Genomic DNA, 17,333 nt, shown 5'->3' on the forward strand with positions numbered 1-17,333 from the left:
TATATAATTTTAATTACCAACTACTTACAACACTAAAACGATATATTACAGATCATAAATCGTTTAGTCTAAAAAATTCAACTCCTAAATATTATGGAAATTTTGCCGATAAAATAAAGACGGAATTACGCCTCTTTTTAATAACTGTAGCAAGTTGCTCCGTTCTGATGTGGGCTTGCTTTAAAAAACAGAACTTATGGATTTTCAATTTGAGTATCTTTCAAATAAATCTTAAAAACTACTACAATCTTAAACATGGGTAAATAGACCTGTTAGATATAACATTTCCCGGGGTTGTGCCTGGGATGTGGTTGGGTTGTAGTCGGAGTGACAGCAATCTCTTTCCGGTCTCCCTCCAGTATGACTCCAATGTTTTTCAGGAATACATTAGAGTCATATTGGAGGGAGATGAGTAGCACTATGCTCGCACCCCGGGCACAAACTAACGACAACCCTGGCTTATCCTAGCTTTAACACAATACAATTGCAATCAGATCAAACTATTCCAACAAGCTGTTGTTAGAGTGAATTAATTATTAAAACAAACAATAGTTTCATCCCCGTAAAAATATTGCAATGAAAGACCTGGCACAACGTTTTCCTGAAAATCCTTTATTATTACCAAAAGATCTTACTGTTAGCAGTAGCGAGATGCAAATTATTAGTTTGCTTAATCCGGGGGCCTTTAGTTATGATGATAAAATCTGGCTGCTGGTCAGGGTAGCTGAAAGCCTCAGTCAGAAAGAAGGGTTCATTTATGTTCCGGTATTAGATGCATCTGGAAAAACGGAGCTTGTTGAGGTGGCACTAAATGACCCCGATCTGATTGCTACAGACCCAAGGATAGTAAATTATAAAGGACTCGATTACCTGACCACCATTTCCCATCTCCGTTTATTATGCAGTACTGATGGCGTGCATTTTGAAGAGCCTGAAGGATATGCTCCCTTATTTGGAAACGGGCCATTGGAAAGATTTGGGATTGAAGATTGCCGGGTTGCGAAGATAGAAAACACCTATTATCTTTCTTATACTGCGGTTTCTGAAAGTGGCGTTGCCGTGGGCCTCAGAACCACTACAGATTGGAAAAATTTTGAATCAAAGGGCTTGATACTGCCTCCGCATAACAAAGACTGTGCAATATTTGAAGAAAAGATCAATGGTAAATTCTATGCCTTACACCGCCCAAGCAGTGTAGACCTTGGCGGTAATTTTATATGGCTTGCTGAATCGCCAGATGGTTTGCACTGGGGAAACCACAAATGCATTGTTAAAACCCGTGATGATTTATGGGACAGCGCAAGAGTTGGCGCAGGAGCAGCTCCTATAAAAACGGCAGAGGGCTGGCTGGAGGTGTATCATGGGGCAAATAAAAAGAACCAATATTGTCTGGGCGCATTTTTAATGGATCTGGAAGATCCGTCAAAAGTAATTGCAAGAACAAAAGAACCAATTATGCTTCCTTTGGAAACCTACGAGTTAAGCGGCTTTTTTGGTTATGTAGTTTTTACCAACGGCCATATCATCGATGGGGATACATTAACAGTTTATTATGGAGCAGCTGATGAATTTGTATGCGGCGCACATTTTTCCATTCAGCAAATTCTTTCTGCTTTAATTAAGATTTAAAGCAAAACAAACTTAAGAAGCTGTTATTTCAGGCCAAAGGGTTGCATCATGGTTAAAGCATAAACATCTTTAATATCGCGTTACTACCATCTCCCCAATAATCCTTTAACGCGGCTAATAATGTTGCAGTTAACCCTTTATTGTCTGTCACTTTTCCTTTAGCAGGTGTTACCATAACTTTACTATCCACAGTTTTATCTGTGACAGTTTTCGCAAACCAGGTTACATTCTCATGGGGCAGAGCCACACCTAAAATCATTCCAGGCAACCCGTTAAAAGATTCGGGGCCTCCTGAAACGGGGATCTGCTCGGTATAAAAGGCAACCACATAAATAGAATCCAGCACAATTGCATTTGCCCTTCTGCAGGAATAACCTGCAATTTCCCTGGTTTCTGTAGTAATCTTCCACCTTATTTTTCTGGTATTATCCTTTACAAGGAAAGTCTCTTCAAAAGCATTTTTCTGCGTTACCTGCTGGTGTGTGGTTAAATCAGAAAAGATGGTATTCAACTGGCTGAATTCTGGCGATGGGCCTAAGTAATTCACAGGAGGAGAGGCATCTTCTGTTGGTTTAAATAAAGTTTGGTTCTTGGAAAAATAAAGTGTGCTTTTTAGGGTCTTAAACTGGGACTGGGATTTTTTAAAGCCTTCCATAATTGGTCCTTTAAAGGCATTATCACTTTTCGCCATTTTTTTCTCCATTATCGCATAGGTATTGATGGTCCGTTCATAGGTTATAGTACCTTCTTTAACAAATCTTACGTTTTGTGCGGATAGCGTAGCACTCATACCGATAAAAAGCAGAACCACTGTAATTATTTTTCTGTTCATTGTTTTATTTTTTTGAAGTTGATCCACCCATCTTGCTGAAATCCCAGGAGATAGAGCCCATAAAATATCTTCTTATCGTAGTATAATCGTTTTGCGTAATCATATTTCCGCTTGCCGACCGGCTAAAACCTTTGTTCTGATTGAGCAGGTCATTACCTGAAAAGGACAACTTCAAACCTTGTGATTTCAGGAATTTCTTGCTAACCACTGCATTTAAAATCACCCTCGAAAAGTTGGTATCAAATGATTCTGTTTTAGCCCTATATTCATAACGGAGATCTGATCCTATTTCAAATTTTCCCGGCAGGTAAATCGTAAAACTGGCATTGCCCCGCCATCCCCAGCCGTTATCATTGAGCTGCTGCTGGATAGAAGATTCATTAGTGGTATAGGTAGGGCCAAAACTTCCATAAATATCATATTTGTTGTCCTTAGATTTGTAGAAACTAAAATTACCCCCGTAGGTAGCTCCCGTTACTTTATTCAAAGCACCATTAATATAGCTGTATGATGTATTTCCGTTTGCATTTAAAGATAATCCGGTACCGATATCCAGTGCCTTAATTTTTTGGTTGATCGTGAAGTAACTGGAGACTGAGCTGGATTTTTTTTGCGGAAGGTTGGTATAACTGATCACACTTTTACCAGCTGAGTCTGTTACCGTATTGCTTACGATAGGATTATTGGTCACGCTATAATTCAAATAGCCATAAATACTTCTTCCGGTGATCACTTTATTAGAGTTAAACCTTATATTGATATTCTGCTGGAAGGATTGTTTTAAATCCGGATTCCCAAGAATGATATTTAGAGGGTCATTATTCACCCGCACAGGCTGAATTTGATCAAGGGTTGGCTGAACGCCGGTACCGGAATAGTATACATAAATCTCCGTTTGCGGAGCAAACTTATAATTATAATTCAATTGCGGTTTCCAACTCAGGAAGTTCCGTTTTAGGGTACTGTTGTCAATCAGGTTGGTCTGATCGAAACTGATATCGGAAATCCTGCTTCCAAAATTCAGTGTATGCTTATTACTTTTGAAGTTTAATATCAACCCACCCTGGTTAAAAACCTGATTGAGCTTAAAATTATTACTATAAATGCTATCCAGTAATGTATAACTGCCGTTTGCAGCAGGATTAAACGATTGCCTGTTTGCGCTACTGTTGTTGATGCCCAAACCGTAATTCACCACCAATGCTAAATTTTTTGTCAGTGGTTCAGTATAAGCTATATTGGAGGTGAATACAGAACTTTTAAGCAAACTGGTTTTATATTGATTGACCACTGAACTGCTATCCCTAACCCCTGTAGTGTTGTAATATTCGTTATCTGATTTCAGATAACCTTTAGTATCCGTATTGGTTACAGCTTCCGTTAGGGTTACGGACAAGGTTCGCCGTGGTTTATTCAGCTTTTTGGTATAAAATAGTTTGGTATTGAACAGTTTATTATGCGCATCATTATCCAGATTTCTCTGGCTTTCATTGAGCAGCACATCATTACCACGTGTACTTTTTGTATCTATATTACTTCGGGTCTGACTGTTTTTTATCGTTCCATCCACAGAAATCTTCAGGGTAGAAGTAGTATCCAGTTTGATCTGATAACTTCCATCCAGCTTTTGCCTGAACATAAAATTGTTAAAATCATTTCCAGATACCGTATTAAAAGCACCTGTGGGCAAATTAGTCTGTGTAATGGTATTATTGGTTCCTGTCACTCCTAATGAGCCTACTTTGTAATTGGCATTAATAGATTCCTTATCCTCGTTCCATTTGGTTTCGTAGTGGGTTCCACCGGTTCTGGCTACGGGGATTCCCTGATCATTGTATTGCCCGTTATAAGATTCCAGATCGTCATTTGACGCATTGATATAAAAACCTCCATCAAAGGCCTCAACCTGAGAGACACCATATTTACTGTTATCCGACCAGCCCAACCCTATTTTCCCGGTATTTGCCAGAGTTCCGTAAGCAGAAAATTTCTGTTTACCTTTAAAATAATTGAACATCCCCTGCTCTTCGTAATATTTATCTGTAGCACCACTTGCTTCTATTTTTCCAAAATAACCGTTCTTCTTGTCTTCTTTCAGCTTAAGATTGATAGTTTTATCCGTTTTACCGTCATCAACACCCGTAAAGGCTGCCTGATCACTTTTTTTATCATACAGCTGCACCTTGTCTATCATGTCTCCCCGCAGATTCTTTGTCACCAGCGTGGGGTCATCGCCAAAAAACTCTTCTCCGTCTACCAGCACTTTAGTTACCGTTTGTCCCTGTGCGGTGATCTTTCCATGTTTATCTACCTGAATACCGGGCAATTGTTTTAGCAGGTCTTCTACCTTTGAATTGGGCTGGATCACAAAAGCCGATGCATTAAATTCTGTGGTATCCCCTTTAATTTTTATAGCGGCGGCTTTTCCCTTAATGATCACATTGTTTAGCAGGGTAGCTTTAAGAATCATCCTGATTTTACCAAAATCAATACTTTTTTTGGTGCTGTCCACGCTGAACTGCTCTACATAATCAGCATAACCGGGATAAGTAACCAATAAGAACAATTTCCCTTTGGGGAGATCGGTGATCGAAAAAGTTCCATTTTCATCCACCTGGGTAAAATCGACCAGAACAGAGTCTTTACTCTGCAGCACGCTCACAGAAGCATTAATTAACTGATGATTTGTAGTTGTATCGGCCACAGATCCTTTAACAGAATTAACGTTTTGTGCAGCAGCAGTCATACTGAGGAGAATGAGAAAAAAAATACTGAGGAAAGGCAGTTTCATAGGGAGCTAATTACGACCCCAATGTATAACTAAAAAAATAGTAATAAAAACTATTTACTCTTAAAAAATGTTAAATTTTATAAATGATTTTTATTTCACTGTATAGCACACAACTAATTGATATAATTAACAAAATTCCACATACATAAAGCGATATAAACTACATTACTATAACTAAACCCTTTTAAAACCAATCTATTTTTATTTCATTTGTAACTAATTGTTTCTTCTGGCATCTTATTTACAAAGACAACAAAAAGATGAAACTATTTTTACCTGCCACATTTCTCCTCTTATTATATTTCTTTCCATTGTGTTTATCTGCACAGGAAAGTGTAAAAGTGAGCGGCACCGTTCGGGATGCCCAGCAAACTTTACCTGCAGCCACGATTTTATTATATAACGCTAAAGATTCTGTTCTGGTTACTACAGCAATGACCAACGAAGATGGAAAATTCAATTTCACAGCGAAGCCTGGTAACTACTACATCCAGTCTACATCAATAGGTTACAGTAAAGTTAAAACAGCATCATTTCAACTCACCAGCTCAGCCTTTCAGGTACCAGTGATCACCTTAAAAGAGAATTCCAAACAGCTTGGCGAGGTTAACATTACAGCAGCTAAACCAATTTTAGAACGCAGGGCTGATAAACTGATCTTTAATGTAGATGCCACACCATCAGCAACAGGTTTAACGGCACTGGAGTTATTGAAAAAAGCACCAGGAGTAGTAGTAGATTATAACGAAAACATCACCCTTGCCGGTAAAGCCAATGTACTGGTTACGATTGATGGTAAACAGACTTACCTCAGCGAAACAGAAGTAACCAATTTGCTCAAATCCATGGCAAGCAGTGAAATAGAAAGTATAGAGATCCTCAATAATCCGGGTTCGCGTTATGAAGCAAACAGCACCGGAGGTATCATCAATATTAAAACTAAAAAGAACAAAACAGAAGGGTTTAACGGAAGTTTATCTTTAGGCGGCGGATTCAATAAATTTGTGAAAAGCGATAATTCCGTTAACCTGAATTATCGTAAAAAAGATTTTAATGTATTTGGCTCCTATGGTTATAGTACAAGAAAGTATGAAGAGACCCTGGATTTAAACCGTGTTACCCCAAGTGCTACCGCCCCTGTATATTTTCGTCAGCATAGCAGGGATACATCTACCAGCACTGCCCAGAACTTTAAGATCGGATCGGATTTCTTTCTGTCACCGCATCACACCATTGGTTTTTTGGTTAAAGGGAATATCAATCCTTATCATGACTATAGCTATAGTCAGGAAAATATTGGAAAGTCTTTCGAGGCCCCGGATTCTATCTTAAGAACACCCAGCAGTACTTCAGCAAAACGCAAAAACTTCACTTATAACATCAATTACAAAGGCATATTGGATACTGCAGGTCAGGAACTGAGCATAGATGCTGATTATTCTACTTTTAATGGAGGTAATAATGCAAATTACCTGAACCGTTTTTATCTGCCTGATGGCAGTTTCTTTAAAGATGGTCAGATCTACAGAAACTCTGCCCCATCCAATATCAATATCAAGGCAATTAAAGTAGATTATACCCTGCCTTTTACAAAAAAATTCAAATTGGATGCGGGGGTAAAAATAGCCGATGTAAAAAGTGACAACAACTATATTTATGAAAATAACCTTGCTGGCAACTGGATATTTGACAATACTAAAAGTAACCAGTTTTTGTACGACGAACAGGTAGATGCTGCCTATACAACGTTAAACTTATCAGTTGGCAAAGCCAATATACAAGCAGGATTACGGGCAGAACATACCAAATCTACCGGCAACTCTGTCACTACCAATGAACTTACTGAAAGGGATTATACCAACCTCTTCCCTTCCCTGCTGGTCAGCCAGACTTTTGATGCCGACCATACCATGAACTTCTCTTATTCCAGAAAGATCAACAGGCCGAATTACCAAAACTTAAATCCTTTTGTATTTTATCTGGATCAATATACTTACAACCAGGGTAATCCGAATTTGAAACCAGAATATGCAAATAGCTTTGAATTGAGTTACCTGCTTAAACAAAAATATAGTGTTTCCTTAGGTTATACGCACACTTCTGATGTGATTACGCAGGTACTGCTACAGAATGCAGCAACCAGTTCAATTTTTCAAACGGTATTAAACCTTGCCTCAGATGATGTAGCCTCCATCACAATTAACTTCCCTGTAACGCTGAGCAGCTGGTGGAATATGAACAATAATATCCTTGCTTATTACAAACAAGTGCAGGCACCTAATTTAAATGGCAATGATCTGAATTCGAAACAGTTCAGCACCAACCTTTATTCTCAAAATAATTTCACGCTGACAAAACTGATCAGTGCTGATGCAGGATTGATGTTCAGTTCACCACAGATTGACGGTGCATTCAAAGTAAAAAGCATGTTTAATGCTGATGCAGGGCTTCGTTATAACTTCCCTAATAAAATGGGTAGCCTTAAACTAGGTGTAAATGACATCTTTCATAGTCAGAAAGCAAGGATATCCAGCAGTGTGGCAGGAAATGTTTACAGCCTGGAGCAATACGGAAAATCAACCAGTGCCATGTTGACCTTTACTTACCGCTTTGGAAAGATGTCTGTTAAATCTGAAAGAAACAGGACAACAGGATTGGATGATGAACAAAAAAGATTAGGCGGAAAATAAACTGTTACAATCTTCTTTGCCAGAATGCGGCATCCGGCCAGCGTTGTTCCAGGTGATAATATTTTTTACATAAATCTTTATAATTTGCAAAGATATCCTTTAGGCTTTGTGCATAGGATTTGACAAAAGAATCATCACCTTCTAAAAAATAACCCGCTGCCCTTGCTGCATTACAGGCTGAGGAAACGGCAAATCCAATTCCCATGGAAGAGATGGGATCGAAGGCCGCTGCTGCATCACCTACTGCCAGGAAATTAGTGCGTAAACTTGAATCTGTAAGCTGTGAAAAGGCATTCCTTACCCAGGGTATTTCATTAGAAAACGCATTTTCAGTTCTTCTACGCATGTGTTTTGTGGCGGAGAGGAGCCGGCTCCAGTTTTCGGGCTTCTGCAATTGCTGTTCCTTTACCAGATCGGCGTCAGTAAATAGCGTAACCGTCATCCGCTGGTCGGGCAGGGTTGCACAATACCACCAGCCTTGTTCTACGGTTTCCAGAAGAACTTCCTGCGGCAGAACCCTGCGGTCTTTGAACTGCAGAAATGCACCTACGCCGATTAACTGATCGTGTTTAACGGCATTAAGATTCAGCAACCTGCAAATGTGCCCCTGTCTGCCGCTGGCATCGATCAAAAACTTTGCGTGGAGTTGAAAATCACCTTTAACCTGGTGCCTCAGCTGTATTTTCCAATGTCCGTTAGGTGATTGGTCCATCTTTATACATTTTGTCCGTGGAAAGATCTGCCCGCCCCTTTTTGCTACCTGGGCTACCATCATCAAATCGAACTTCTCGCGGTTCAGCTGATAACTTTTGCCTTCAGCACGATGAATAGAATTTCGGGAAGTAATGGTTTCATTTCCCCAGGCGGCCAGGTTGCTGTATCCTTCAATAAAGCTTTCTTCTTCAAAATGGTCTTTATCAATTTTCAGATAACTGAGCAGGTCAAACAAACTGGCATCTACATGTTCGCCTACCCGGGCGGCATCAAATCCGCTGTGATCAATCAGTGTCACTTTAAAGGGAGTGTGTAAAAGCAGGCCTAATGCGGCAGAAGTCCCAGAGGGACCTCCGCCTACAATAAGCACATCGGTGTGAAGGATGTCGGGCATATTATCTTCTGTTTCTGGTTCCGGAACGTGGCAGGCCTAAGTTTCCTTCAGCCATCGCAATCGGCTTAAATGCCTGCTCTTCCAGGAAGGATACCAGCAAGCCGGCTTTGGCACTTTTCCTTTTTACCGCTTCCATATCACCTTCGATGAAATAAACCGGAATGGTGGTTTCATTATCTTCCGTATTTCCGCTGATCTGGCCTACAGGAACATCGTCATAGGTAAATAACTCATTGTTCCTTTCAATCTCTACCAGATTAGGGAAACCCCTGTCGTGCGAGTTGGTATCACGGATAAAACCAAGTGCCGACCAATGTTCTACCATTTGGGCAAAGCTATTGATCCCCCTGGCATAATTTACCTGTACACCGCCCGGGTTGTGGGAAGCGAGTTGTCCTGCTGCGGTTACTTCCCCAACAATAACATCCCATGGACTTTGTGGTGGCCACCAGTAAGAATAGTAGGTTGGAGGCAAAGGTTTTCCGTCACCTTTATTTAAAGTTGGATCAGTGAAATTAACATACTGAACGGTGCACTGGAAGAAATCAGCCTGCCATGGGCAAGCCATCCTTTTAGTCAGGTCACCTGGTTCACATCCACCGCCTTCGCATTCATCGCGTGAAGGGGTCAAACCATTTTTCATGTAGAGGGCTTCATTCCCATATTGTAAAATCCGATAAGGGGCAGCATATAATTTACTGTTCTGCAGGCTCCAGGTTACTTCGATACCAGGGCACATCGGCAAGCCTACGCAATTTCCTACACTTGCCATATCATGGGGATTAACCGGATAAGGTGCAGGATGAGCTGAGTTAGAAAATTCACCTTTAGCCCATTGGCCAAGCAGAAAATACTGTGTCTCATCCAGTGCCAGGAACTTCATGATATTGATATTACTCACAGAATTACTTCCGGAGTTAATCGGCATCATAGGAAAATAATCCTGTCCGTTATCTCTATACAACTGCTGCTGGGGCTGTTTGTCCGGAGGTAATACCGGTGGGGTCTCATCAGGTCTTCTAAAGTAAGCAAAGTAGTTTTCCCTGTTGGCCAGGTTACTTGCCGAAGCATCCGAGAAATCAAAGATGTTAGACGCAAATGCCATCATAGGCTGCACATTGGCCACCCACTGATACCGGCTGATCCTGTTGATAATCGGCAAAATATCACGTTTGAACTCGGCTTTATAAGTCTTATCATAGTGCCCATTTTTATATAGTGAGGGCAATAAATTAAAGTGCCTTACCCCAACATCAAACATGGTATCGCTCAAATTAGAGATATTCACAATTTCAGGGGCAAAATCCGGGGAACCTACCACTACCCAGGCCGTTAAACTTACATCAGGTTGTCCGTCTTTAAAGGAGATGGTGCAGTAAACAGGTCCGTCAGAAATATCATCATTCCAGGTATTCGAGCCGCCATAACTTGTTAAGGGTTCGTTACCTCCTGCATTTCCGAAACCGCCCAGTACAATGAGCTGTCCTTTATCATTTGTCCTTAGATCTCCCAGGGTTTTAATAGCGGTACCATAATGTACGGTTGCCGGCGGATATTGTACAGGATAACCGCTGGGTGCCTTGTTCACATCAAAGCCAATAGCCTGTCTTTCTCCTGAGATCGTTCTTGGTCCCGGATCAACGATTAAGGTCTGCCTGGCTGCCCCTGTAATGTTATTGTTTCTGAAGGGTATTTTCTGATTGGTATAGCTGTTTTGAGGGCCATACAATAAATTCCCCTGCAGTTCACTGTACTGGTACCATGCCGCTTTTTTGCTGGCCAGATGGACCGTCCAGGAAATGGACTTCACATTTGGGCTTTTAAGGGTCAGTTCAACCCCATCATTGTCATAAATTTTAAAAGGCTGACCTTGTCTTTTCACCAGGCCTTTGGCATCTTTAAATTTATCAATTGGCCCGTGTGGATTACCATAGTAATCTGCTTCGAAGGGAAGTCCCCCGATGGTGTCTGGCGACAGACAAATGTGTTCAGGGCTATTCCCTAAACGGGCTACGCCTACTGATGGATGGATGAATAAATTCATACGTGTTAATTTGGTTTATGAGGTTTAAGCAGTATCATTAATTATACATACAATTAAGAAACTAAATTATAATACGAAGTACTGCACTCAAAAGATCAACACATAGAAAATATAGTCTCACGCCATCGAAAGGTCAAAAATTCAAGAAATCGCGCTAAAAGGGTTTAAAGTTAATTGTATCAGACTGCTAACACCTGATGAAGGAATTCACAAAGAATTAATCAAGAATAGATTATCATTGCCCCTATGGCAGAACCGCCACCAGACAAAGACTGTAAGACATTAATTTTCTGTTTTGCCCGGATACCGATCAAATAACAGCTTCAGTTCCTTCGCTTTTTGCGGATAATCCAATATCACATTGGTGCGTTCACTTGGATCATAAGCCAGGTTAAATAACTCTGTTTTACTGTCAGTGGCTTTTTCAGAAATACCATGATTACCGCTGCTAGCCTTTACCTCCCTGTACTTCCAGTTGCCTTTACGTACCGCCTCACAAACACCACTGTTAACAATATAGATTTCGCGGTGAGCCGGATGTTTAGGGCCTTTCTGCAACAGCACATCCGAAATGACCTGTCCGTCCAGTGTACGGCCTTCAGGTAAGGAAGCGTTAGCCCATTTGGCTAAGGTAGGGAGCACATCCAGATTACTCATCATATCGGTAACAATAACTCCGGGAGGGGTATGGTTTTTCCAATAAACAATAAAGGGCTCGCGTACACCACCTTCATAACTTTCTCCTTTACTCCCGCGAAATACACCTGCCGTTCCTGCATCCCAGTGTTTTGTCTTTCCATCTCCAGACATACGGGATGGAAAATCTATCCAGGGGCCATTGTCACTGGAAAAAATAAATATGGTATTATCTGCCAGTCCCTGATCTTCAACGGCCTTCCATACCTGCGCCAGGCTTTCATCCAGTTGTTCCACAACGTCACCCAGTGCACCACCTTCAGAACGGCCTTTGTTTTTTACCGAAGAAGCAAAAGCTACGGGTAAATGCGGTATATTATGTGCCAGATAAAGGAAAAATGGTTGATCTTTTTTCTGCGTTTTGATATACCTGATCGCCTCGTTTCTGTACAGATCGGTAAGTGACGAATCTGCAGGCTGGATCACCTCCGGCTTACGGTTGCGAAAGATCTTTAACGTAGTATCCGTTTTTACATAGGGCGCGTGGTAATCATGACTGTATAACATACCATAATAGGAATCAAAACCTTGTGCTATAGGATGGTTGTAAGGCTGATGATCACCCAGGTGCCATTTCCCGATCATTGCTGTTTTGTACCCTGCCTTTTTCAAGACTTCAGCAATGGTCACCTCCTGATCTGGCATTCCCATAGTTGAACCCGGCCCTATCACAATAGGCAGGTTCATCCTGGTAGCGTACCTTCCCGTTAATAAAGACGCGCGCGATGGTGTACAGGAAGGACTTGACACCACATAGTTTGTTGCCCTTACCCCTTGTTGCGCCATTTTATCCAGAAAGGGAGTCATAATTATTGGATTACCGTAACAGCTCAGGTCAGAATATCCCATATCATCTGCCAGTACAAAAATAATATTGGGTTGTTTTTGTGCATAGCTACTTGCCGAAAAGAGCAGCGAAAGAAAAACAAGCAAACAACAATTCTTTTTGACCGGATTTTTCATGATATATTGATTTACAGATTACGAAGTTTCTATCAGCTATGGTAAGCCAATCTTCACGACCAAAGGTATTTCCAATAATAGGATGGCTAAAATAGGATTATTTTAACAGGTACTGGTTTAAAGGACAATCTTTAAGCGCCCGGATACCTTCAACTACCGAGGCCGCATTTAACTTTGCCCCTTCCTGGTTGGTATGCGTGTGATCACCAGGAAAGAATTCCTTCACTTTTACCGGCCCCATGGCATCATATTTATCTGCAACAATACTGTTTAAGTCTACAAAATAAGCATGCTCCTGTTTGGCTATTTCACTTGCCCACAAACCATAATCCTGATTGGCACGCATTACTTTTCCATCCCTGAATTCATTTCTTGGGATCATGGAAACAACAATTGGAGTGGCTCCTTTAGCTTTAGTTTCCCTTACAAATTTGCGGATATACCAGCCATAGGTATGTACAATTTCGGGTTCCCCGTTTACCTGGGTAACGGTTACAGTTTCTTCCCCAATACCTTTTAATACCCCACGGCGGCCGCTTTTACTAGTATCAGGTTTACTGCCTTCATTATGACCAAACTGCATGGTTACAAAGTCTCCTGGTTTTAACGATTGTACAACTTTATCCCATCTGCCTTCTGAAAGAAAGGTGCGGGTGCTTCTGCCAGCCATCGCGTCATTTTGTATATTGATCTTTGTGGTATCAAAAAGATCTACGATAGTAGTTCCCCAGCCCCATTTATCTTTATTGGCATTATGCACGGTGGAATCTCCTATGGTGTGTAAGGTTGGTTTCCCTGGTGCAAGGAAACTGAATATCGAAAATAACACGGTGACGCCTGCGAGAATTTTTATCTTTTTCATTTGATCTGGATTTATTTTACACTATAAGCTAAATGCTTACGACTATACCGTAATGAGGTGTCAAAAAATAGATTTAGCCCCTAAAGAAAGATAAAAAACAACAGATATCGATCTATATAGATTTAATTTACATTTTCGTTTACTTAGATATACACTGAATATTAGTGCATTAGCATTTATTTTCAATTGTAAAAATTTAAATACATAGTCTACCTATTTGGTAGAGTATTAAATAATCTCTATGTTTATCCCGAATCATGAAAGTATCCATACTTAACATCTTCTTAACTATGCAAAGGGCTATGAATATCGTAGCGCCTTCATTTTCTAATGGCTGCGCTTCCTGCTGTTGTTGCTGTCAATAACATTGACACGATATAAAAAAAGGGAAGGAGTTTTTAATCATCCTCCTAAAGGAGCTCATGATTTTTCACACCAAGAATCAACGTACGATATGACAAAATAAATGCTATAGATAAAATAAAACTGGCAAGGAAGCCTTGCCAGTTAATTTGGAGAACAGCTACGTAACGCCAATCACACACTGAACTTCAATTCTGGTTTAATCAACGACTAATCATTAACACAAACCGCGTTAAATATATGGAAATATTTATCCTCAAAAAAAAACACCTTATACCCGCCCTTTTAGCTATTATTTTTCTCTTCTTACTTACTCCACTTTCTCTTTTCGCACAAAATGAACCTACCCCTCTCATCAATTCCCAGCTACATGGGGTGATCAGGGATTTGTCGACCAAACAGCCTATTCCCGGAGCAGTAGTACGCATTAAAGGAACAACCCATGCCGTATCTACCGATGGTGATGGGAAATTCAGCTTCATCACAGGTCAGAAATTCCCTTATACCCTGCTGGTAAGCTTTGTAGGCTATGAACCCAGGGAACTGATTGTAAATGGAAGCCCCGCTGACATTAGTTTAAGGGAAAATAACAACCAGCTTAACGATGTAGTAGTGGTTGGTTATGGTACACAAACCCGCAAATCCCTAACGGGATCTGTTGCTACGATAGACGTAAATGAGGTGAAAGATAAACCTGTAGCAACCTTTGAACAGCAATTACAGGGTAAAGCAGCAGGTTTGCAGGTAAGCGCTTCTACAGGAGTACCTGGCGACGGGATGTTTATCCGTGTGAGGGGTACTACATCAATCAACGCAGGCAACGACCCTCTTTATGTAATTGACGGGGTATATGCAAACAGCAGTTCCCTGCAAACCATTACCACAGAAGGCCAGGCCAATAACCCTTTGGCTGATATCAATCCAAATGACATAGAAAGTATTTCTGTTTTAAAAGATGCAGACGCCACAGCCATCTATGGAGCACGCGCTGCAAATGGGGTCATATTGGTTACTACCAAAAGAGGTAAATTCAATTCGGCGCCAAAGGTAACTTTCAATACCTACTTCGGGGCTGCATGGGCACCTAAATTATGGAGCCTGGTTACCGGGCCTGAGCAGGCCGAACTGGTAAACGAAATGTACAGAAATTCCGAAGCCGATGCCATTGCAGCCGGAAATACTGCCGCCATTAATACCTATAAAAATGTTCCCTTCAGGGCACTGACAGACAATCCTGCCGGCTCGCCCGCACCAAGGGGATTACCTCAAAATCAGTCCACTTACGACCGGCTGGGGCAGGCCTTCAGGACAGGCTTTTTACAGAATTACGATGCCTCCATTTCTGGCGGTAACGATAAAACTACATATTATATCGCCGGCGGTTTGAATAAGCAGCAGGCCGACCTGAGAACAAATGATTTCAGAAGGGCAAGTTTTAAGTTCAATCTGGATCAGAAAATCAATAATATATTCAGCTTTGGTACCAGTAATATCCTTACCCAAACATACAGAACAAATGCACGTGTGGGCGACGGCCCGCAGGGAGGCGTTTTACAATCGGCATTACACACGCCAACTTATCTTCCTGAAGTGAATGCCGATGGCAGCCCTGCAAAATGGGCCGGGTTTGATAACCTGGATGTATTACTCAATAACACCAATATGCATTCTACGAGTAACCGTTTACTCAGCAATGTATACGCGGAGGCAAAGATTACTCCCGACATCAAGTTCCGTACCAGCTGGAGTGTAGATTATAACAATTATAATGAATTTCAATACTGGAACAGCTTAACCAACCTGGGTATTGCCAATCACAATTTAGGCACCTCAGCGATCTCGAACAATACGGTTTGGACCAACGAACAGACACTTTCTTACAATAAAACAATCGGTAAAAACACATTTGGAGCTTTACTGGGTAACTCTTTGCAGGGTACTGTACTGGGTTCAACTACAGCTACAGGTACCAATTTTCCGAATGATTCTTTTGAGCAGATCGCCTCTGCGGGAAGTACAACTTCTACCGCAACAGAAACCAAATACAATCTTTCCTCCTTCTTTGCCCGGGTAAATTATAACTATAACAGTAAATATTATATCCAGGCTAGTATCCGTGCCGATGGTTCATCAAGGTTTGGTACCAATCACCAATGGGGATATTTTCCTTCAACAGGTGTAGCCTGGCGTGTAAAAGAAGAAGACTTTTTAAAGGATGTAACGGTGATCAGCGACTTGAAACTGCGCGGGAGTATTGGTGTAACGGGAAATCAGAATAATATTAACGACTTTGCATCACGTGGCTTGTGGGGTGCAGGTGCAAACTACCAAAGCAATCCGGGTACAATACCGCAACAACTGGCTAACCCTAACCTGAAATGGGAAAGCACCCGCCAGACGGATGTTGGTTTAGACCTGAGTTTGTTCAATAACCGCTTAACTTTTGCGGCTGATTATTATGATAAATTCACCAGCAATTTACTGCTGAACCTTCCCCTGGCTACCAGTTCTGGTTTCTCTTCCATCCTGCAGAATGCCGGTGAAATGAGTAATAAAGGACTTGAATTGTCGATCAGCAGTACCAATATTAATGGAAAAGATTTCCGCTGGACAACCAATTTCAATATTGCTAAAAATAAGAACAAGATTGTATCCTTGCCTACCCCCGTTGTAGCGGCTTATTCGGCAGAAAGAATGGTACAGGGCTTGTCCATGTATACTTTTTATGTCTACAAACAATTGTATGTAGATCCAAAAACAGGGAATGCAGTTTATGATGATTATAACCATGATGGTAAGATTACTTCCAGTGATCTGGAACCCGACGGCAATGCATTGCCCAAGTTTACAGGCGGTATTACCAATACATTTTCTTATAAAGGCTTTGACCTTTCTGTGTTTTTCAATTTTGTGTACGGCAATAAAGTATACAATAATAACGCCTACTTCCTGGAAGGCGGAGGAACACGTGATGCCAACCGGGCGATTGACACCTACCAGTTAACCAGATGGCAAAACCCCGGTGATGTTACCGATATGCCAAGACTCACTGCCTTAGGCAATAACTATACGCTGAGCCCAACCAGCCGTAACATAGAAAACGGTTCATTTATCCGGTTAAGTAATGCAAACCTTGGCTATACACTTCCAAAACGTATCGTAGAAAAAGCAAGCATGTCTAACGTAAGGGTTTATGTAAGCGGTTCCAATCTCTGGCTGATCACAAAGTACAGGGGACCAGATCCTGAAGTCAATGTTTCTTCATCGTCTACTGTTCTGGGTTACGACTTAGGTACCCCTCCTATTCCGCGCACCCTTCAGGTGGGCGCTACCATCACTTTTTAACACTAAACAT

General features: G+C 41.2%; 9 protein-coding genes. 3 read left to right on the forward strand and 6 right to left on the reverse strand.

The window, feature by feature from the left end; all coding sequences use genetic code 11:
* The first annotated feature begins 576 nt into the window (after positions 1-576).
* Positions 577-1,629 carry a glycoside hydrolase family 130 protein gene (locus GSQ84_RS14135; RefSeq protein WP_158797928.1) on the forward strand — a complete coding sequence of 351 codons (1,053 nt, stop codon included), beginning with the start codon at positions 577-579 and terminating at the stop codon, positions 1,627-1,629.
* 52 nt (positions 1,630-1,681) lie between these two features.
* Here the strand turns inward: GSQ84_RS14135 and GSQ84_RS14140 are convergent, their stop codons facing one another.
* Both GSQ84_RS14140 and GSQ84_RS14145 read right to left on the reverse strand, forming a co-directional pair.
* Positions 1,682-2,461, reverse strand: a complete 780-nt coding sequence (locus GSQ84_RS14140) for a GLPGLI family protein (protein ID WP_158797929.1) — start codon at positions 2,459-2,461, stop codon at positions 1,682-1,684.
* Between the two features lie 4 nt (positions 2,462-2,465).
* Complete coding sequence (locus GSQ84_RS14145; protein WP_158797930.1) at positions 2,466-5,252, reverse strand: outer membrane beta-barrel protein; 2,787 nt, start codon at positions 5,250-5,252, stop codon at positions 2,466-2,468.
* A gap of 260 nt (positions 5,253-5,512) precedes the next feature.
* Between GSQ84_RS14145 and GSQ84_RS14150 the strand changes: the two genes are divergently transcribed.
* Positions 5,513-7,942, forward strand: coding sequence for an outer membrane beta-barrel family protein (locus GSQ84_RS14150; protein ID WP_158797931.1), 2,430 nt, complete (start codon positions 5,513-5,515; stop codon positions 7,940-7,942).
* Positions 7,943-7,946: 4 nt separating this feature from the next.
* Here GSQ84_RS14150 and lodB read toward each other — a convergent pair whose 3' ends face one another.
* The 4 genes from lodB to GSQ84_RS14170 all read right to left on the reverse strand — a co-directional run bounded on the left by lodB (position 7,947) and on the right by GSQ84_RS14170 (position 13,615).
* Positions 7,947-9,050 (reverse strand): lysine-epsilon-oxidase maturase LodB, encoded by a 1,104-nt coding sequence (gene lodB / locus GSQ84_RS14155; RefSeq protein WP_158797932.1) that lies wholly within the window; start codon positions 9,048-9,050, stop codon positions 7,947-7,949.
* A 1-nt stretch (position 9,051) separates the two neighbouring features.
* Positions 9,052-11,094 carry a CTQ-dependent lysine 6-oxidase LodA gene (gene lodA / locus GSQ84_RS14160; protein WP_158797933.1) on the reverse strand — a complete coding sequence of 681 codons (2,043 nt, stop codon included), beginning with the start codon at positions 11,092-11,094 and terminating at the stop codon, positions 9,052-9,054.
* Between the two features lie 282 nt (positions 11,095-11,376).
* The gene (locus GSQ84_RS14165) at positions 11,377-12,753 is read right to left on the reverse strand and encodes a sulfatase (protein WP_158797934.1); all 1,377 of its coding nucleotides are present in this window, start codon (positions 12,751-12,753) and stop codon (positions 11,377-11,379) included.
* 97 nt (positions 12,754-12,850) lie between these two features.
* Positions 12,851-13,615 carry a rhamnogalacturonan acetylesterase gene (locus GSQ84_RS14170; protein WP_158797935.1) on the reverse strand — a complete coding sequence of 255 codons (765 nt, stop codon included), beginning with the start codon at positions 13,613-13,615 and terminating at the stop codon, positions 12,851-12,853.
* A 603-nt stretch (positions 13,616-14,218) separates the two neighbouring features.
* Here GSQ84_RS14170 and GSQ84_RS14175 point away from each other — a divergent pair.
* Positions 14,219-17,323 carry a TonB-dependent receptor gene (locus tag GSQ84_RS14175; RefSeq protein ID WP_158797936.1) on the forward strand — a complete coding sequence of 1,035 codons (3,105 nt, stop codon included), beginning with the start codon at positions 14,219-14,221 and terminating at the stop codon, positions 17,321-17,323.
* Positions 17,324-17,333: the final 10 nt, after the last annotated feature.

It is taken from the genome of Pedobacter sp. L105, from assembly GCF_009765875.1.
Lineage (GTDB): Bacteria > Bacteroidota > Bacteroidia > Sphingobacteriales > Sphingobacteriaceae > Pedobacter.